At 61.5% G+C, this 18,303-nt stretch carries 17 protein-coding genes; 14 read left to right on the top strand and 3 right to left on the bottom strand.

Features of this window, described 5'->3' with window-relative positions; genetic code table 11:
- Both VMR03_RS00105 and VMR03_RS00100 read right to left on the bottom strand, forming a co-directional pair.
- Window positions 1-419, bottom strand: a 419-nt coding sequence (locus tag VMR03_RS00105) for an SDR family NAD(P)-dependent oxidoreductase (RefSeq protein ID WP_325401044.1), incomplete at its 3' end; no start/stop codon positions are given.
- Window positions 420-455: 36 nt separating this feature from the next.
- Complete coding sequence (locus VMR03_RS00100) at window positions 456-1,337, bottom strand: TauD/TfdA family dioxygenase (protein WP_325401042.1); 882 nt, start codon at window positions 1,335-1,337, stop codon at window positions 456-458.
- A gap of 529 nt (window positions 1,338-1,866) precedes the next feature.
- Between VMR03_RS00100 and VMR03_RS00095 the strand changes: the two genes are divergently transcribed.
- From VMR03_RS00095 to VMR03_RS00040, 12 genes are all read left to right on the top strand, one after another.
- Entirely contained in the window at window positions 1,867-4,350 is a 2,484-nt protein-coding gene (locus tag VMR03_RS00095) for a TonB-dependent siderophore receptor (protein WP_325401040.1), read from the top strand.
- Window positions 4,351-4,393: 43 nt separating this feature from the next.
- Entirely contained in the window at window positions 4,394-5,686 is a 1,293-nt protein-coding gene (locus VMR03_RS00090) for a CynX/NimT family MFS transporter (protein ID WP_325401038.1), read from the top strand.
- An 11-nt stretch (window positions 5,687-5,697) separates the two neighbouring features.
- Complete coding sequence (locus VMR03_RS00085; protein ID WP_325401036.1) at window positions 5,698-6,759, top strand: LLM class flavin-dependent oxidoreductase; 1,062 nt, start codon at window positions 5,698-5,700, stop codon at window positions 6,757-6,759.
- Entirely contained in the window at window positions 6,756-7,460 is a 705-nt protein-coding gene (locus tag VMR03_RS00080; protein WP_325401034.1) for an isochorismatase family cysteine hydrolase, read from the top strand. Before VMR03_RS00085 ends, VMR03_RS00080 begins: the two co-directional genes overlap by 4 nt.
- Window positions 7,460-8,830, top strand: a complete 1,371-nt coding sequence (locus VMR03_RS00075) for a peptidase M20 (protein ID WP_325401032.1) — start codon at window positions 7,460-7,462, stop codon at window positions 8,828-8,830. The genes VMR03_RS00080 and VMR03_RS00075 overlap by 1 nt, the downstream gene beginning before the upstream one ends.
- 65 nt (window positions 8,831-8,895) lie before the next feature.
- Window positions 8,896-9,525 carry an energy transducer TonB gene (locus tag VMR03_RS00070; RefSeq protein ID WP_325401030.1) on the top strand — a complete coding sequence of 210 codons (630 nt, stop codon included), beginning with the start codon at window positions 8,896-8,898 and terminating at the stop codon, window positions 9,523-9,525.
- 65 nt (window positions 9,526-9,590) lie between these two features.
- Entirely contained in the window at window positions 9,591-10,499 is a 909-nt protein-coding gene (locus tag VMR03_RS00065; protein WP_325401028.1) for a MotA/TolQ/ExbB proton channel family protein, read from the top strand.
- A 37-nt stretch (window positions 10,500-10,536) separates the two neighbouring features.
- On the top strand, window positions 10,537-10,968 hold the full coding sequence (locus VMR03_RS00060; protein WP_325401026.1) for a biopolymer transporter ExbD: 432 nt from the start codon (window positions 10,537-10,539) through the stop codon (window positions 10,966-10,968).
- Window positions 10,969-10,991: 23 nt separating this feature from the next.
- On the top strand, window positions 10,992-11,417 hold the full coding sequence (locus VMR03_RS00055; RefSeq protein WP_325401024.1) for a biopolymer transporter ExbD: 426 nt from the start codon (window positions 10,992-10,994) through the stop codon (window positions 11,415-11,417).
- Window positions 11,418-11,584: 167 nt separating this feature from the next.
- Complete coding sequence (locus tag VMR03_RS00050) at window positions 11,585-12,805, top strand: tetratricopeptide repeat protein (RefSeq protein ID WP_325401022.1); 1,221 nt, start codon at window positions 11,585-11,587, stop codon at window positions 12,803-12,805.
- Between the two features lie 299 nt (window positions 12,806-13,104).
- The gene (locus VMR03_RS00045) at window positions 13,105-15,486 is read left to right on the top strand and encodes a TonB-dependent receptor (protein WP_325401020.1); all 2,382 of its coding nucleotides are present in this window, start codon (window positions 13,105-13,107) and stop codon (window positions 15,484-15,486) included.
- A 66-nt stretch (window positions 15,487-15,552) separates the two neighbouring features.
- Window positions 15,553-16,209, top strand: coding sequence for a TetR/AcrR family transcriptional regulator (locus VMR03_RS00040; protein WP_325401018.1), 657 nt, complete (start codon window positions 15,553-15,555; stop codon window positions 16,207-16,209).
- A gap of 6 nt (window positions 16,210-16,215) precedes the next feature.
- On the opposite strand, the gene VMR03_RS00035 is transcribed toward VMR03_RS00040, so the two are convergent.
- Entirely contained in the window at window positions 16,216-16,779 is a 564-nt protein-coding gene (locus VMR03_RS00035) for a type 1 glutamine amidotransferase domain-containing protein (RefSeq protein WP_325401016.1), read from the bottom strand.
- A gap of 270 nt (window positions 16,780-17,049) precedes the next feature.
- Here VMR03_RS00035 and VMR03_RS00030 point away from each other — a divergent pair, with 270 nt between their 5' ends.
- Window positions 17,050-17,685: a peroxiredoxin gene (locus tag VMR03_RS00030; RefSeq protein WP_325401014.1), complete on the top strand. Its 636-nt coding sequence runs from the start codon at window positions 17,050-17,052 to the stop codon at window positions 17,683-17,685.
- Between the two features lie 142 nt (window positions 17,686-17,827).
- The coding region (locus tag VMR03_RS00025) for a PAS domain-containing protein (protein ID WP_325401012.1) at window positions 17,828-18,303 on the top strand (476 nt) is incomplete at its 3' end.

The raw sequence follows: 18,303 nt of genomic DNA, 5'->3' as shown, positions 1-18,303 counted from the left end.
ACCGAGGTCACGTTGATGATGTGACCGGCGCGCCGCGCGCGCATGAAGGGAATGGCGGCCTGGAGCACCGCGATGGCGCCGAAGACGTTGACGTCGAAGAGCGCGCGGATTTCGGCGAGGCTCGTTTCCTCGACCGCGCCGATCAGGCCGTAGCCGGCGTTGTTGACGAGAATGTCGATTCCGCCGAGCACCTTCTCGACCGCTTCGATGGTCGTTCCGACGCTCGCTTCGTCCCGCACATCGAGAATGAAGCCGAATGCACGCCCGGGGGCGAGTTCCGCGAAAGCTGCCTTGTCGGCGGCGTTACGAACCGTGCCCGCCACCGTGTCTCCGGCGGCGAGTGCCGCCTCCGCGATCGCACGTCCCAATCCGCTGCTCACGCCCGTGATCAGCCAGCCGCGCTTTTTTTGCGCCGTCATTCGATTACCTGTCGTGTCGGAGTTGAAAGGCCGGGATCAGTACGGACGATCGCCCTTGACCCACATGCGGTACATCTGTCGGACGTATTTCGTGTCGTCGTATAGCGTCCCGGTATGCAGAGTGCAGCGGTTGTCCCACATCAGAATGTCGCCGACGCGCCACTTGTGGCGAAAGACGAACTTGTCCTGCGTCACGAATTCGACGAGTTCGTCGATAAGGGAGAGCGCTTCGTCCGTGTCCATGCCTTCGATGCCCTTGACCGTACCGGTGCTCACCCAGAGCGCCTTGCGTCCGTCGGCCGGATGTGTGCGGATCAGCGGATGATAGACGTCGGGGTTCTCCGCTTTCTGCTGTTCGGTCAATTCGGCGCGGCCGAATTCGCGGGTCGCCATGAAATATTGATAGCTGTGATGAAGAACGAGACCATCGAGCTCTTTCTTCTTTTCCTCGGGCAAGGCGTCATACGCCGCGCAGCAGTCGGCGAGCAAGGTGTCGCTGCCTTCTTCAGGCACCTCCACCGCATAGAGCATCGTGCTCATGACAGGCTCGGCCTTGTAAGAATAATCGGTGTGCCAGCCGACGCCGTCATTATGCGCGCCGATCGGTCGTCCATCGACGATGCGGTTCGACAGAATGAAAATCTTCGGATAGCCGGGCAGGGTGAACTGCTTCTGCGTGTGATCCTCCGGCTCGCCGAAGAGACCGATGAAGGAGAGAAGCGCATCGGGCGTCATGTTCTGATCGCGCAGCAGGATGGCGCCGTGCTTGTGAAAGGCACGGACGACATGATCGAGCGTTTCGGAATCCGCCGATCTGAGATCGACGTCGAGAAGCTCGGCGCCGAAGCCGGGCTTCAGCTCGCGCGTTTTCACCTTCAGATCCATGTCCATCGCCGTGGTCCTCTCACCGTTACGCATCTTCCTCAATTCTTGATGCGAAACCCGGACCAGGTCTTGCACTGAGACGCCAGTTCCTTTGGGCTGGGCGGCTTGCCGGCTTCCATCGCACGTCCTGAACAGGAATTGAGCATTCGTGCCTTTGTAGCGGGCGAAGACGCCTTGTCCGCCTTTTTGAGCAGCAGGCGGCGTGTCGCCGAGGCGGGCGTTCCGGCAACTAGGATCGAGGGACCCAATAGTTTGACCGGCGGCGCATCGGCCGGGGACCGGCGGTGCCGACGGCATCCTCAGGCGCACATGTTCTTGTCTATTTCCTGATTGGGCACCCTTGCCTGATTACGAAGTGAGCATTTGCAAAAGGACGATGACAAACCCCATCAGATCAGGCCGCCGAAGAGTGGCTCCAAAGCCGCGAGTAGTGGATAAAAATTAATAGAATCAATGTATTAACTAATTGGCACACGTCTTGCGATCTTTGCTGCAGTGCGGCGATAGCGGCCTCTGGGGGGTCGTCGTCAGCCGTGTGCAGATAAAGAATGGGGGCGTAAGCATGAACCGCTTGAGTGAGTATGTTTGTCCTGCCCTGCTTCTGACGACGGCCGTCATTGCGGTCGCGCCGGGCGCCAGGGCAGCCGAGACGGTGACCACGACAACGACGGCCGAGGCGACGACGACCGATAAGGCGGCGTCCGGCACGACCGACGCGGCTGTTCCCGCTTCGTCGATTTACAACGCGGGCGAGATGACCGTCATCTCCGAGCGCGACAAGGCCGGCCTGCTCGAACTCGAGCCGAACGACTTGCTCTTCGGGCTCAACAAGTCACTGCAGGAAACGCCGCGCGCTGCGAGCTTTGTCTCCGATACCACGCTCGAGCGTTATGGCATCCAGACCGTCGACGATCTTATCGCGACGTCGCCCGGCACTTACACATCGAGCTTTTACGGCGTCTCCGGCTCCGTCAATGTCCGCGGCACGCTCGCGGAGACTTATTATCGCGGCTTCAAGCGCATCGAGAACCGCGGCACCTATGAAACACCGGTCGGCGCCGCCTCGCGTATCGACATCATCCGCGGCGCGCCGACGCCGAATTTCGGGCCCGGCAAGGTCGGCGGCCTGCTGAACTTCGAGCCGAAGACGACGAAGCTCGAGGACGGCACCTATATGAGCGATCTTACCAGCGCGTTCGACCTGACGGTGGGATCCTACGGCAAAAAGAATCTCGCCGCCGAGGCGGGCGCTCCGATCACGCTGGGCGAAGTCAAGGGCGGTGCCTATCTCTATGCGGAGCTTGAGGATTCCGACAGCTACTACGACGGCATCCACCCCAAGCACCAGATGGCGCAGCTCGCGACCAACTTCAACTTCGCCAACGGCTGGTCGACTGCGACCGGCGGCATGGTTTACCACGCTGAGGGATATGTTCAGACCCCCGGCTGGAACCGCGTCACGCAGGATCTCATCGACAACGGCACCTATATCACGGGCCGCGATACGAGCCTCATCGACGCCAATGGAGACGGCGATCTCGATCCGAGCGAAATCACGACGCCCAACGGCTCGCTGACCAATGGTGGATATGGCGGCGTGGGCGACGCAGCGACGCTCGATACCGGCGTCGGCAAGACGCAACTCAGCCGTCATACGGTTTATGTGAGCGACGCGGATTTTTCGGAAACCTGGACGGCGACGCTCTATCACGATTTCGTCAAGGCCTTTTCCGACGGATCCGAACTCAAGTTCCAGCTCTTCTACGACAGCCTCGAGAACGAACGCTTCGTGAGCTACGGCTATCCCGGGGCTTATGACAGCTGGGTCGGCGAAGGGCGCGTCACCTACAATTTCTCCCTGCAGCCGAAGGGCACCGGCATCACCATCGACAACAGCATCGGCGGCGGCTATCGCCATTACGACGCCAATGCGAAGGAGAGCTTCAACTCCGGACGTATCGCCGTGGATCGCCGCGATCTGAGCTACGGCGCGACGCCCACCGACATCATGGACAGCCCCTTCACGGCCGATGGTGGACAGGATTGGGAGACCGACATCAGCACGAAGTGGGGCGATGCCGGCATCTTCGCGATCAGCGACATCAAATACGGCATGCTGGATCTGACGCTGGGCGGCCGGTACGACCATTACAATGTCGAGACGGTCGATGATGGCTCCCTCAACTGGAGCTACCCGCTCGGTCAGGATTTCGATGGCCGCGCCGGACGCTTCACCTACAGCGCCAGCCTGATGCTCATTACCGATATGGGGATCAATCCCTATATCACTCACGCCAAGACATCCGCCGTCGAAATCGGCCAGGCCGGTGAAGTGTCGCCGAGCCTCGTCATCAACGATGCCTGGATTTCGGACGGCAAGCTCAACGAAGTCGGTGTGAAGTTCTCGCTTTTCGACGCGGTCGTCACCGGCACGCTCGATGCCTATCGCCAGGAGCGCACGCGTTTCGCGCAAATCAGCAACACGGTGGTGGGGACGGTTGCCAAGGGCGTCGAACTCGAAGCGCGCTATCTCGCGACGGAAAATCTGAGCTTCACCTTCGCCGGCAACTTGCAGAAGACGACGATCAAGGGACCGGACACGAGCTACTACATCGTGCCCTGCTCGGTCTATGGCTACACCGATCCGACGCAGTACTACGGCGGCGCCTGTGCTTCCTATAACGGCGTTGCAGGACTCGGCCAGACCGGCAACTACGAAGACGGCACGATCCCGCAATCCACGACCAGCCTTTTCGGCACCTATACGACCGACAAGTATGATTGGGGACAGGCGGGTGGAACGCTCGGTGCGACGCATGTGACGAGCACCACGGGCAAGATCACCGGCGTCTCGGTCAAGTATCCCGCCTACACGCTCGTTCAGGCCTCCGCGTTCTATGCCCTGGGCAACGTGCAGGTCTCCCTGAATGTCGACAACATCTTCGACGAGACCTACTTCACACCGCTCGCCGATCTCTACTCGGATGCCGCCGTGCTTCCGGGCAAGGGTCGCGAATGGCGTCTCTCGCTGAAGTACACGTTCTAATCGATATCCATACGTCAGTAGCGTAATCAAGCTGGAGGCCAACATGAATTCGCGTCGAGGTAAGTACTACCCGTGGCTCGTTCTGTCGGTCTTCAGCTTGATGTTCTTTCTGGTGACGGCGGCGACCTTCACGTCGCTTGGAGTCGTTCTGCCGAGCATGGTCAAGGATCTCGGCTGGGACTGGACGTCGGCGGGCCTCGGCTTCACGCTGCTCGGCATCTCCTGTGGATTGTCGAGCTATCCGCCCGCCATGACGATCCGGCGGTACGGCGTGCGCGTGACCGTTCTCATCGGAACGGTCTTGCTCGTCGCGGGCTTTCTCAGCCTGTTCGCAACCCACTCCGTCTGGCTCTATTTCGTTGGCACCACGCTGGCGGGCACAGGCTTTTCCTTCGTCTCGACCGTTCCCGGCACCTACGTCATCGCGCGCGCCTTTGAGAAGCAGTCGATTGCCTTCGGCATCTACTTCACGATTGGCGGACTCGGCGGCATTATCGGCCCGTTCATCTATTTCAGCGCCATGGCGATATGGGGCGACTGGCGCATGCACTGGATGATCGTTGCCGTTGCGACCGCGATCGCGGGTCTTGCGATCATTCTCGTGTTGCGGGAAGACGAGGAAGAGCGTCGCGCCGCCGCGGAGGTCGAAGCGGCGGCCGCCGCACGGGCGGCGCCCGGCGTCTATATGACGAAGCAAGCCTGGACGGCGCCGCTCGCGTTGAGAACGCCGCAGTTCTACATCATCTCGGCCGCCTATATTTCCTTCCTGCTCTGCGGGATCACCGTCAACAGCCTGTCGGTCGCGCATCTTTCCGAGCGCGGCATTTCGATGGCGATGGCGGGAAGCCTTCTCAGCATCGAGGCTTTCCTCAATTCTCTGTCGCGCGTTCTCAGCGGCTTCATCGGGGAATATGTGGAACCGAAATTCCTGCTGCTCGGATCGCTTCTGTTTCTCATCATGGGCATGGTCGCGCTGAGTTTCGCGACGACATTTCCGTTTCTCATCATCTACGCGATCGGCATTGGCGTCGGCTATGGCGCGACATTTCTCGCGACCAGCGTCCTGCTTACGAATTACTACGGCCGCAAGCCTTACCTTGAGCTCTTCTCGATCATGAATCTTGCCGCGACGCTCGCCTCCTGCGGGCCATGGCTGGGCGGTCATCTTCGCGACACCACGGGTAGTTTCGTGCCGGCCTTTCTCGCCTTCTCGATCGTGCCGGCCGTTGTGTTCCTTGCCGTGACCGTCATGCGCCCGCCGCGATTTGTCGAGGCAAAGGCGGCGGACGCCGAGGAAGCCGCGCCCGTCGAGCCGCGCGCGCGTTTCGTCCTTTGATGGAGACCGATATGAAAAATGGAAAAAGAGAATTCGGCGTTTTCCTTCCCATCGCCAATGGCGGGTGGATCATTTCCGAGAATGCGCCGACGCTGGACGGCTCGTATCGCCAAAACCGCGAAGCGGCCATTCTGGCGGATGAAATCGGCCTCGATTTCATCATGTCCATGGGCAAATGGCGCGGCTTCGGCGGCAAGACCGATCATTGGGGCACGACGCTCGAATCCGTGACGATGATGGCGGGGATCGCCGAGGTCACGAAGAAGGCCAAGCTCATCGCGACGGTGCATACGCTGCTGCAAAATCCGGCAGTTGCCGCAAAGATGATCGCCACGCTCGATCAGATCAGCGGCGGCCGGGCCGGGCTCAACATCGTCTCCGGCTCGTTCAAGGACGAGTTCGACCAGATGGGCGCCTGGGACGACACGCTCAATCATGACGATCGCTACGAATATGCGGAGGAGTGGACAACGCTCGTGCGCAGGCTCTGGAGCGAGGAAAGCGTGAGCTTTGATGGGAAATTCTTCCAGTTCAAGGAGTGCGTATCGGAGCCGAAACCGGTCTCGAAGCCGCGCCCCTACATGATCTGCGCCGGCAATTCCGAACGTGGACTGCGGTTCACCGTCCGCAACACCGATGCCTGCTTCATAGGTGGCCGCGATCTTGCAGATACCAGGGAGATAAGCAGGCTCGCGAAGCGTATCGCAGCCGAGTATGAGACGAGTATCAAGAGTTTCTGTATGTGTACCGTGATTACGGCCGAGACCGATTCCGACGCGCAGGCGCTGGCGAACTACTACCGCGCCGGCGTGGACGAGGGAGCGGTCAAGGGCATGATGCGGAGTTACGGGATCGATCCCGACGGGCGCGACAATCCGATGGTCGTGCGGGCCCGCAATGCCTTCATGACGCAGACCGCGATCGGAACGCCGGAAACCTGCCGCCGCGAAATCGAAAAGCTGCTCGTCGAGGGCGAACTCGACGGCGTCATGCTGATTTTTCCCGACTATGTCGAAGGCTTGACGACGTTCGGCAAGGAAATCCTGCCGGCGCTGAAGGGGGTGTTCGCGTGACCCTCGACGCAAGCCCCGGTGCCGACAACATCACGGCCGACGGCCTTCCGCAGTGGATCGATCCGGCGCGGACCGCTCTCGTCGTGATCGACATCCAGGTCGATTTCGCGGCGCCCGAGGGTCTTCTGGGACGGGCGGGGGTCGATGTATCCGTGCTGAAGCCTGCACTCGCCAGGGCGGAATTGCTCGTCGATGAGGCAAGGCGCACAGGCGTGCCGGTCATTTTTGTTGCACTTCAGACGTCGCCTGAAACGGATTCGCCCTCCTGGAAGGAGTGGATGCGTCGGCGCGGGCGAACGCCAGACGAGGAAATGGCGATCTGCCGGATCGGCACCCCCGGGGTCGAGTTCTGCGATCCCAAACCTCGCGAAGGGGAACTCGTCGTCGGCAAGCCGAAATACAGCGCCTTCATCGGCACGGATTTCGAGGCGCAGTTGCGCGCTCGAGGCATCGACACGCTGGTCGTCTGCGGGATCACGACGGAGTGCTGCGTGGATTGCACCGTACGCGATGCATTCCATCGCGATTTCCATGTATTCCTCGTCGAGGATGCTTGCGCGGCTTATGAGGAAGAGGTCCACCAGGGCTCGCTCCGGGCGTTGACCCTCAACTGCGCCATTCCGGTGACGACGTCGGAGGTCGAGGCGGCGTGGGGCGAACTAGCGGTTCCGGCCGGTCTCAAAGCTGGGGCGGGTGCGTGATGGGCGATTATTTCAACCTCAATGCGGCGGCGCCTTTCAAGATCAGCGACGACGAGCGGCAGGCGATCGCGGCAAAGATCGACGTCGATGAATTGTGCGATCTCGCGCTGACGCTCGGCAACATTCCTGCACCGTCGCGCAGCGAGGCGGCAGCGAGCAAGTTCGTCTTCGACTGGATGGAGAAGGAAGGCTTCGGGCCGCGCAGCGTCGGCGCGACACCCTCCCGTCAGAACGTCATCGGCGAATATGGTGGGGCAGGCGACGGGCACAATCTCCTCTTCACGGCGCATCTCGACACTGAAAGCCCGACCTACGAGCCGGATCTCGACGCGGCGAAATACCGGCCGGAGACGCTGGCCAACCGCGAATGGCTCGAATGCTGGCTGGAAGACGACGTTCTCTACGGCTATCCGATCGCGAACGATCGCGGACCGATGAGCTGCTTCTTGATTGCGGCGAAAGCCTTGAAGCAGGCCGGCATTCCGCTCGCGGGCAAGCTCTATCTGACCGCATGTCCCGGCGAGATCGGGCCGGAGCCGATCGAGGACCGCCGCGGCGTCGAATATCTCGGCAAGGATATCGGCGCGCATTACCTCTTCCATCACGGCGGCGTGGCGCCCGACTTCGCCATCGCCGCGGAGGGAACCGATTTCGGCCTCACCTGGCAGGGCTGCGGCTATGTCGTCTTTCGCATCCGCATTTTCGGGCAGGGCATCTTCACGCCCATTCTCGATCATCCGGAGAAGGTGTCGAACCATCCCAATCCGATCTATCGGCTCGGCGGCGTCATCGAGGCGCTGCACGAGTGGAGCCGCGCCTATGAGGTCCGCAACCGTTACGAGACGCCGGGCGGCATTTCGGTGCCGAAGGTGCAAATCGATTCCGTGCGCGCCGGCATTCCCTATTCCTTCGGCGCCGGGACGGAAGTCTGCTCGATCTACATGGAAGCGGGCCTGACCGCCAAGCAGAAGGCCGCCGACGTGCAGCACGAACTGACGCGGCTCCTCCGCACGCTTGATCTCGAGGGCTTCGACATCGAGCCGTTGGTCGTGCGGCATGGCTTCGAGGCGAGCCCGGACGCCGTCGCTCCGCTCGTCGCCGCCGTCGACGCGGCGACCGAACTCACTTTCGGCACGAAGCTCGAGCGCGCCAACCCGGTTTATTCAAGCATGTGGCGCGACCAGAACGTCTTCAACATGCATCGCATTCCGGCGGTCACGACGGGGATGCGCCGCTGGAGACCGACGAAGAAGGATCTCGGCGACAGCGCGCTGATCTATGCGCTGACGGCGCTCGCGGTTTGCGGGCGTGCGGAGGCAACGAGCGGCGCGCGTCCCATCACGTCTGTTTATGGAGACAGCCCGTTCTAACGGGCAAGGCCAAGTATGAACGATTTCAAACCGTGTGAACGCGTAACGGAAATCACGGAGGTCCTATGAGCAGTATGCTGACATATTCGGATGAACAACCGGGAATCAGCCGCGGTCTCGGTCTCGGTGTCGTCATCCTGATTCACGCGCTTCTGATCTGGGCGTTGGCGAGCGGTCTCGGCACGAAAGTCGTCGAGCTGGTCAAGGCGCCACTTCAGGTTGCCATTCTGGATGAGCAGAAAGTGCAGCCGGAGGATACACCTCCGCCCCCGCCGCCTCCGAAATTGATCGAGCCCCAGGCTTTCGTGCCGAAGCCGGAGATCGTCATCAATACGCCGACGCCTCCACCCGCTGCAATCACGGCAATCCAGTCGGAGAAGAAGCCGGAGCCGACTGAAACCATTCCTTATACGCCGGCGGTCGCCGATGGACGCGGCAACAGCCGGCCGCCTTATCCGCCTTCGGCGCGTCGCGCAGGGCAGGAGGGGCGCGTGGTGCTCCTCCTCCAGATTTCCGAAACCGGCGATGTCGTGGATGCGTCCGTGGCGCAGTCGAGCGGCTTCCCGCTGCTCGACAATGCCGCGGTCAAACAGGCGCTGGCCCGGTGGCACTTCAAGCCGGCCATGCGCGGTGGAAAGGCCGTGGCGTCGGCCATTCGCTTCGCCGTGGTCTTCAAGCTGAATGAGGCGAGTTGAATCGCTAACGAGACGAGTGCCGGCGCGTGCCGGCACAACCAAGTGACCCCAGAGGATAGAGTGTTATGACGTTCTTTCGAGTGAGTTCCAGGATTGCCGTGGCTGCCGCGGCGCTTTTCCTCGCCACCGCCCTTGCCGGCGGCGTAACGCCTGTTCGTGCCGAGGATCCCGCCCCGGCGGCTCCCGCCGCGACCGATGCTCCTGCCGCCGAAACCCCGGCGCCGACGGCGGGCGAGACGCCCGCGTCTCCGGGCGAGGAAGCAGGCGCACCCGCGGCGGAAGGTCCGATGGCCGAGAGCGCGGCGGCGCCGGATGCCAACCCGTACGGCCTTTCGGCCTTGTGGGGGCAGGGCGATTTCGTCGCGCGCGGTACGCTGTTGATCCTTGCGCTGATGTCGATGGGTTCCTGGTATATCCTCATCACGAAGCTCCTCGACATTCAGAAAATATTCTCTCAGGCCAACACCGCCGCTGAAAAGTTCGGCCCGGCCGATACGGTCAAGCTCGGCATCGCCGCGCTTCCGGCGCGCAACACATTCCGCGCCATCGCGGTCGACGGTCTCGACGCCTATGAGCAGCATCGCAAGGCGCTGCACGATCAGGGCATCGATCTGATCGAGTGGACGTCGCAGGCGCTCAACCAGTCGATGGATATCTTCGCGTCGCGTCTGCAGGGCGGTCTCGCCTTCCTCGCCACCGTCGGTTCGACGGCGCCGTTCGTGGGCCTCTTCGGCACGGTCTGGGGCATCTATCACGCGCTGATCGCGATCGGCGTCGCGGGCCAGGCCTCGATCGACAAGGTCGCGGGTCCGGTCGGCGAAGCGCTCATCATGACGGCGATCGGTCTCGCCGTCGCCGTTCCGGCGGTGCTCGGCTACAACTGGCTCGCCCGCCGCAACAAGGCGGCGCTCGCGATGGCCCGCCGCTTCTCGACGGATGTACAGACCCGCATCCTGATGGGTCAGGCGGTCTGAGCATGAAGAACTCCCATTGCGGCGGAGGAGGTTCGACATGGCGATGAACGTCGGTGGGTCCGATGCCGAGGACGAAGTGATGTCGGCCATCAACACGACGCCGCTGGTCGACGTCATGCTGGTGCTGCTGATCATCTTCCTGATCACGATCCCGGTCGCGATCCAGACCGTCCCGGTCTCGCTGCCCAAGGCGAACAACGTCGCGACGCAGACCAAGCCCGAAAACATCGTGCTGGCAGTCGATCACGACGGGGCGGTCTACTGGAACAGCGAGAAGATGGCGGACAACGCGGCGCTGCTCGTCAGGATCAAGGAAGCGGCGGTGAAGGTGCCGCAGCCTGAAATCCATGTGCGCGGCGACAAGGAAGCCCGCTTCGAGTTCATCGGCAAGGTGATCGTGGACTGCCAGCGCGGCGGCATCCAGAAGGTCGCCTTCATCACCGAGCCAGATCGCGGCGCGGCCGAGTAAGTATCAGCACAGGAGAATCCGCGATGGCAATGAATGTCGGAGGCGGCAAGGACGACGAGCCGATGATGGAGATCAACACGACACCGTTGATCGACGTGATGCTCGTTCTGCTGGTGATGCTCATCATCACCATTCCGATCCAGACCCAGGCGGTGAAGCTCGATATGCCGCAGAACGTGCAGACCCCGCCGCCCGAGGTGGAGCCGCAGGTGGTCGATCTCGAACTCGACTTCGACGGGACCGTGTTCTGGAACGGCGTCGCCGTGCCCAATACGGCGCTTCTCGACGAGTACCTGAAGGCCGCTGCGGCGCAGGATCCCCAGCCTGAAATCCACCTGAAGCCCAACCGTCTGGTCAAGTATGACTACGTCGCCAAGGTGCTTGCCGCCGCCCAGCGCCTCGGTGTCACGCGCATCGGCTTCGTCGGCAACGAACAATATATGGACTGAGGCGGAAATTTCGCCTCGTCATGAAAGGCAATGGTTGCAGTTCGTTCGGCTTGATCCGAACATTAAGAGGCAAGTTTGCAGGACCCGGACGTGGTAGGCATTCAGCGGAATGCGCCCGTCGCCGGGCTGGTAGCGTGAGTCAGGAGAGATCGATGCGAGAGATCCGTGTGAAAAGCTTGTTTGTCACCGCCGCGCTGGCGGGCCTGATGCTGCTGCCTTTCGCCTCGCCGCCCGCGCTGACGGATATCCTCGGCGCGTCCGCGGCGCAGGCCGCTGAACCGACAGTCGGCGCCGCTGTCGGCAAGCCGCTCAAGGAAGCGCAGGATCTCGCCAAGGCGAACAAGTTCTCCGACGCCATGAAGAAGGTGAAGGAAGCGAATGCCATCTCCGGCAAAACCGCCTATGAAACCTTCGTCATCAATGAATTTTCGACTTTCCTGAGCGTGAAGCTGAAGGATTACGGCTCGGCGGCGCAGTCGGCGGAAGCGGCCCTCGCGACCGGCCAGGTACCGGCGAAGGAGCGCCCGCAGCGCCTGAAGACGCTGGTGCAGCTCAATTACTCGGTCAAGAACTACGGCAAGGCGATTTCCTTCGCCAAGCAGTACCAGCAGGAAGCGGGCGCGGATGCCGAGCTGCAGCAACTCGTGACCCAGGCCTATTACCTGCAGAAGGACTATCCGAATGCCGAGGCTTCGGCGAAGGCGCTCGCCGCCTCGGCGAAGGCGGCCGGCCGCAAGCCGGACGAGACAGTGCTCCAGCTCTGGCTCTCCTCGGCCTTCCATCAGAACGACAAGGCCGGCCAGCGCGAGGCTCTGACGGTGCTGGTCGCGAATTATCCGACGCCGACCTATATGGGCGACCTCCTCAATCTCGTCGAAGCAGACCTCGGCAAGTCCGACCGGATGAGCTTCGAGGTCTATCGGCTGAAGCTTGCGGCCGGAACGCTCAAATCCTCCGACGATTATGTCGAGATGGCGCAGCTCGCGATCCAGCTCGGCCTGCCGGGCGAGGCCGAGAGCGTGATGGAGAAGGGCTTCGCGGCTGGCGTACTCGGCGGCAAGAACAAATCGCGCGAGCAGCGTCTCCAGACCATGGCAAAGCAGCAGGCGGCGCAGGACGCACCGACGCTCCAGGCCACCGCCGGCACACCCAAGGCCAAGGCGGCCCTGGCCGAGGCCTATGCCTCCTATGGCAAGCCCGACAAGGCGATCGCGCTCTACAAGGACGCGCTCGCCTCAACCTTCCCGGAAGCCGATCTTGCGCGCCTTCACCTCGGTCAGGCCTATCGCGCCAAGGGTGACGCGGCATCGGCCCGCAAGGCTTTCTCCTCCGTCAAGGACCCCAAGCTTGCCCAGCTCGCGCAGCTCTGGATCGCAGTCGCGAAGTAACGCCGAGCGACACAGATGCACGTCTCGAAAGGCGGCGCCGAAAGGGGCCGCCTTTTTCATGCATGGGTGATTCCCTCTTAAGGCCGTGAAATGTGTTTGCGGCGCCGTATCGTATCGTCTTCGGAAATTTTTCTTCGCGGCCCTCTCGCCGCTGACGCGACGTCAGGCGGCGGCACCTTTCCTCTTGGCGAAGAAACAGTCTTGACTGCTTGTATCTTGCACTCCTAGGTTGATGATGCGCCTTCGGGAGGGGCGCGTCATTGGTTGGCCGTGTAGTGGCCGGACCGGGGGAGATAACAATGAAGTACGTTCTATGGGCGAGCGCGGCCGTGGCCGCGCTCGGGGCTGGAGTCATGTCCGCATCGGCCGCCGAACCGGCGGCGTCGCCAACACCCACGACTGTGGAGACGCCAGCCGCCGTACCGCCGACAAAGGAAGCGTCGCAGGGCGTCGAGGAAATCGTCGTCACCGCGCAGAAGCGCACGGAAAACGTGCAGAAGGTTCCCGTCGCGATCACCGTCGTCACCGGTGAGCAGTTGAAGGACCTTCACATCACCGAACCGTCTCAGATCAAATATGCCGCGCCGAGTGTGCAGTTCGTCGATGCGAACTCCTCGCGTACGGAAGGTTTCGCGGTGCGCGGCATCGGTACCTTTTCTTTCGCGCCGGGCATCGAACAGAGTGTTGCGACGGTGCTCGACGGCGTCGTGTTGGGACGCACGGGGGCTGGCCTCGGTGATTTCGCAGACGTCTCGCGCGTCGAAGTGCTGCGCGGGCCGCAGGGTATGCTGTTCGGCAAGAACGCCTCAGCCGGCCTCGTGCAGATTATCACCAACCAGCCGGAACTCGGCGAATACAGCGGCAATGCGCATGTCTCGTACGGCTCTTATAACGAGCGGCATCTTCAGGGTACGGTCAATGTGCCGGTGTCCGACGATTCAGCTCTGCGCTTGACGGGGTATGAATCGTATCACGACGGCACGGTGAACAATAAGTTCAACGGTGAGGATCTGAACGACAAGCACGAGTACGGGCTGAAGGGAAAATATCTCTGGAAGCCGACCAACGACTTCAGTCTCTATGCCATTGGCGACTGGTCCCACAGTCACGCCAATTGCTGCGTCTGGACGCAACGGGAGAACATCCAGAGTTCTCTCGCTCCTTTCCTGACGAACTATCTCTACGACGCGCAGATCGCCGCAGGAATTACGCCAGGCCCGAAAAACGGCGATGTCTCGCTCAATGGACCGGTGTTCACCCGTGTGAGCGCCGGAGGCGGTTCCGTCGAGATGAACTGGACGCCGGGCGAATTCACTTTCACCTCGATTTCAGCTTACCGGTTCTGGAAAGAACAGGACGGTCTCGACGCGGACGGCACCTCCCTTTCCCTGATGGACGACAATCGCGGACATCAGAGTCAGAAGCAGTTCTCTCAGGAACTGCGTCTGACCTCACCTGCCGGAAAATTCATCGACTACGTCGCCGGTCTCTATTACTGGCACCAGGAAGTGAAAGGCGGAGATAGCGAAACCGGCGACGCCGGCGTGATCATCAGCGTTCCTTCGTCGACGTTCCTTCCGGGTGTGTCGAGCATCATCGATACGGTGACCACCGAGCAGGAGGTCAAGACGAACAGCTATGCCGCGTTCGGTCAGGGTACCGTCCATGTCGCCGACGACTTCCGGCTCATTGCCGGTGGCCGTCTGACGCGTGATGAATTGAAGCTCGACTTCGTCCGTGATTCGTCTGCCGTCTACAATCTGTCGGGCGGCGGATCGGTGACCGGCCCGTCGACCGGGTTCGGCATCCTCTATGTGACGCCCTATGCCTTCTCCGCGGAGACGTCCAACAACAACTTCTCCTGGAAGCTTGGGGCGCAGTACGATTTCACGAAGGACGTCATGGGCTATGCGACGGTCTCGCGTGGATACAAGGGTCCCGGCATCGGTGCTCTGAACTACTACAATCCGGCGAACGACACCGCGATCGTTAAGCCGGAAATCCCGACGAGCTACGAACTGGGATTGAAGAGCGCGCTTTTCAATCGCAAGCTTGTCCTCAATGCCGCCGTCTTCCAGGCGACCTACAAGGACTTCCAGGCACAGATCAACGACGGCGTCACGCCACCGGTTGGCTCCAAGATCGTCAACGCGTCCAAGCTGGAAACGCAGGGCGTGGAACTCGACTTCATGGCGCGCCCCGTCGAAGGTCTGACGCTGACCGGCGCCGCAACCTATGTGAACGCCAATTTCGGCGAGAACTGCAATTGCAACGGCGATCCGTCCAAGGACCCGTCGGGCAAGATGCTGCCGGGTACGCCGCGCTGGAGTTATACGATCGCGGGCATGTATGAGCGTCCGGTCCTTGATGAGTTGACGGGCTTTGTCGGGTTGAACTGGTACTGGCGCAGCCAGACCCACTACAGCGCCGATCCGGATCCGGCCATCTATCAGGCCACCACGCAGTCGTCATACGGTCTGCTTGGCGGTACGATCGGCGTCGGCTCCGATAACTGGAGACTGTCTCTCTACGGCAGGAACCTTCTCGACAAACGTTTCAACGCGATCTTCACGACGCTCATTCCAAGCGTGATCGCAACGCAGTCGCCGACGGGTTACAGTCAGTTCACGCCTTACGAAGCCTACCGGACGGTTGGCGTCGGCCTCGACGTCAGCTTCTGACGGCAAAACGGATCGGGGCGGCGGCAACGCCGCCCCGTCTTGCTTTCAGCCAATGGAGATTCCCCCGTGGCCGTCGTTTCGCCCGGCAAGAAACCCCGGCGCACTCAGGAAGAGCGCAGCGCGGGCACACGCGGGAAAATCATAGCGGCCGCGATCGATTGTCTTTGCCGGCTCGGCCTGCCGGCGACCTCGGTCCTCCTGGTCGCCGAACGCGCAGGGGTGAGCCGCGGCGCGATGCTGCATCACTTCCCGACCCGCATCGATCTCATGCTCGCCGTGATGAGCCATGTCTTCGATGAACATCTCGACCATTACAGGCTCGTTCTCGAGCCGATCAGTGATCCGATGGAACGTTTTATCTGCGTTGCAGAGGAGGCCTGGGAACTCCATTGCCAACCGGGGGCCATCGCCGCGATGGAGATCACACTCGCGACGCGCAGCGACCCGAAGCTCGCGGCCGCGCTGGCGCCGCTCAGCGACGAGATCGAAACACGCTCGCGCAAGGGTCACTGGGAGATCGCACGCGCGGCCGGCTTCACCGATCCCGCCGAAGTCGAGGCGCGGCGACGTCTCTTCATCGCCGCCGCGCGCAGCCTGGCGCTGGAACTCGCTTTGGAGCGTGACCCCAGCGGGCCCCGCGCCGCGCTCGCCCTGCTGAAAAGGCAAGCGACCGATCTTGTCACCAACAGACGCTCGCAGCCGACCGGCACTCGCCGACGTTAGCCCTTGCTACTGGGCCGCGCGCTGGTGTTTGCCTTCGCGAAACTCCTCGATCATCTTTTTGCAGAAGGCCGATAGATCGCCCGGCTTGCGGCTGGTGACGAGGCCGTTGTCGACCACGACGTCCTGATCGACCCAGTTGGCGCCGGCATTGCGAAGGTCGGTCTTGAGCGACGGCCAGGAGGTCATCTTGCGGCCTCTGACTGCGTCGGCCTCGATCAGCGTCCACGGGCCGTGGCAGATCGCGGCCACCGGTTTCTTCTCCTGCATGAAACTTTTGACGAAGCCGACCGCGCGGCTGTCGGTTCGGAGGAAATCGGGATTGGCGACGCCGCCCGGCAGTACAAGAGCCGCGTAGTCGTCGGGCCTTGCTTCGTCCAGTGTCTTGTCCACGTTGATTTTGTCGCCCTTCTCCTGGTGGTTCATGCCCTGGATCTGGCCGCCCTTGGGCGCGATGACCTCGACAGTCGCGCCGGCATCGACCAGCGCGCGCTGAGGCTCGATCAATTCGACCTGTTCGAAGCCGTCGGCCGCGACGATCGCGATGCGCCTACCTTTAAGTGTATCGACCATGAAAACTCCCTCTGTCGAAGGTGAGGGCCGCAGCGCAAAAGAAATGCCGTCAGCGCAGCGGCCTGACGGGCAACGGCGAAACCCGCTGCTTACCGGACGAACGTCGCCCGCATGGCCTTGTTCCAACACGTATTCCCGAATTCCCAGAAAATTACACAGATTATTTGTTGTTAAATCGATGCCGCCCGCGCGGCAGCAAAATATTTTCTTTCCCGTGTTCGTATTGTTGAATAATCTGATCAGATTAGTGGTGAATGGAAGGAGAAGGCTATGTCGGTTCAACTCGGCGACATCGCTCCGGATTTCGAGGCAGATACGACGGATGGCCATATCGGGTTTCACGAGTGGCTTGGCGACAAGTGGGGAATCCTCTTCTCCCATCCGCGCGACTTCACGCCGGTCTGCACGACCGAACTCGGCTATGTGGCGCGGCTGAAGCCCGAATTCGACAAGCGCAATGTGAAGGCGATCGGCCTTTCGATTGATCCGCTCGATTCGCATAAGAAATGGGCAGCCGACATAGGCGAGACACAGGGTACGGCGCTCAATTTCCCGATCATTGCCGATCCCGATCGTGCGGTCGCGAAGCTCTACGGGATGATCCATCCCAAACATGACGAGGTCTATACGGTGCGCACCGTCTTCGTCGTCGATCCGGCGAAGAAAATCCGGCTCACCATTACCTACCCGCAAACCGCGGGCCGCAACTTCGACGAAATATTGCGCGTCATCGACAGCCTGCAACTGACCGACGGCTATTCGGTTTCGACGCCAGTAAACTGGAAACCGGGCGAAGACGTGATCATCGTCCCCTCCGTGACCGACGAGGTCGCGAAGACGAAATTCCCCAAGGGTTGGAAGGCGCTGAAACCTTATCTCCGGTTGACGCCCGACCCGCGCAATTAATCGTATCAGTTTGGCCGACACGAGGAGGCCGGCTCATGAAAGCCTCCTGCGGTTCCGGAGTTGGATGCGATATGGACCGGTTCGCTTGCAAAGAAGATTCGCGGCGGTAGCGTCGAAGAACTCATCATTGCGGGAGAGCGCCATGTTCGTCGAGGAGGCGATCGCCTATTTTCGCAATAGCCACCCGCCGACCTTCGTAGATTGCAATGCGACCTTCGAGGCAGAAATTCTCCGTGAGGCGGCGGACTATTGGCATCTGAAAAAGGGCGAGCGAACCATGCCCGACCGCGCGGACATAGAGCCGGCTGAAATCAGGCGCCTTCTGGCATATGTTTCTCTCTTCGAAATTGAGAAGAAGGCGTCAGGCGAAGTCGAGGTCTTCCCGCGGCTGGCGAGCCGGGAGCTCGAACGGGTCATCGGTCCGCTTCAGAACAAGCCACTGTTCCAGGTGCTCGAACCGTCGACCCTTCTGCGATGGAAGATGTTCGCGGCGGGAGGCATGGGGGTGTTTCCCGCACCCGTGTTGGTCCATCAGCAACTGCTGGCGCAATACGGCGTCAGACACATCGGCGAGCTGGAAGGCGTGGTGGAGCATTTCTATGGCATCAGCACCGAACG

It is taken from the genome of Parvibaculum sp. (genome assembly GCF_035511255.1).
Classification (GTDB): domain Bacteria; phylum Pseudomonadota; class Alphaproteobacteria; order Parvibaculales; family Parvibaculaceae; genus Parvibaculum.
This window is presented reverse-complemented; position numbering and strand designations above follow the sequence as displayed.

What these genes read in the sequence shown, in the direction of transcription:
- VMR03_RS00100 (WP_325401042.1), bottom strand. Translation starts at nt 1,337, where the DNA reads ATGCGTAACGGTGAGAGGACCACGGCGATGGACATGGATCTGAAGGTG.
- VMR03_RS00095 (WP_325401040.1), top strand. Translation starts at nt 1,867, where the DNA reads ATGAACCGCTTGAGTGAGTATGTTTGTCCTGCCCTGCTTCTGACGACG.
- VMR03_RS00090 (WP_325401038.1), top strand. Translation starts at nt 4,394, where the DNA reads ATGAATTCGCGTCGAGGTAAGTACTACCCGTGGCTCGTTCTGTCGGTC.
- VMR03_RS00085 (WP_325401036.1), top strand. Translation starts at nt 5,698, where the DNA reads ATGAAAAATGGAAAAAGAGAATTCGGCGTTTTCCTTCCCATCGCCAAT.
- VMR03_RS00075 (WP_325401032.1), top strand. Translation starts at nt 7,460, where the DNA reads ATGGGCGATTATTTCAACCTCAATGCGGCGGCGCCTTTCAAGATCAGC.
- VMR03_RS00070 (WP_325401030.1), top strand. Translation starts at nt 8,896, where the DNA reads ATGAGCAGTATGCTGACATATTCGGATGAACAACCGGGAATCAGCCGC.
- VMR03_RS00065 (WP_325401028.1), top strand. Translation starts at nt 9,591, where the DNA reads ATGACGTTCTTTCGAGTGAGTTCCAGGATTGCCGTGGCTGCCGCGGCG.
- VMR03_RS00060 (WP_325401026.1), top strand. Translation starts at nt 10,537, where the DNA reads ATGGCGATGAACGTCGGTGGGTCCGATGCCGAGGACGAAGTGATGTCG.
- VMR03_RS00055 (WP_325401024.1), top strand. Translation starts at nt 10,992, where the DNA reads ATGGCAATGAATGTCGGAGGCGGCAAGGACGACGAGCCGATGATGGAG.
- VMR03_RS00045 (WP_325401020.1), top strand. Translation starts at nt 13,105, where the DNA reads ATGAAGTACGTTCTATGGGCGAGCGCGGCCGTGGCCGCGCTCGGGGCT.
- VMR03_RS00035 (WP_325401016.1), bottom strand. Translation starts at nt 16,779, where the DNA reads ATGGTCGATACACTTAAAGGTAGGCGCATCGCGATCGTCGCGGCCGAC.
- VMR03_RS00030 (WP_325401014.1), top strand. Translation starts at nt 17,050, where the DNA reads ATGTCGGTTCAACTCGGCGACATCGCTCCGGATTTCGAGGCAGATACG.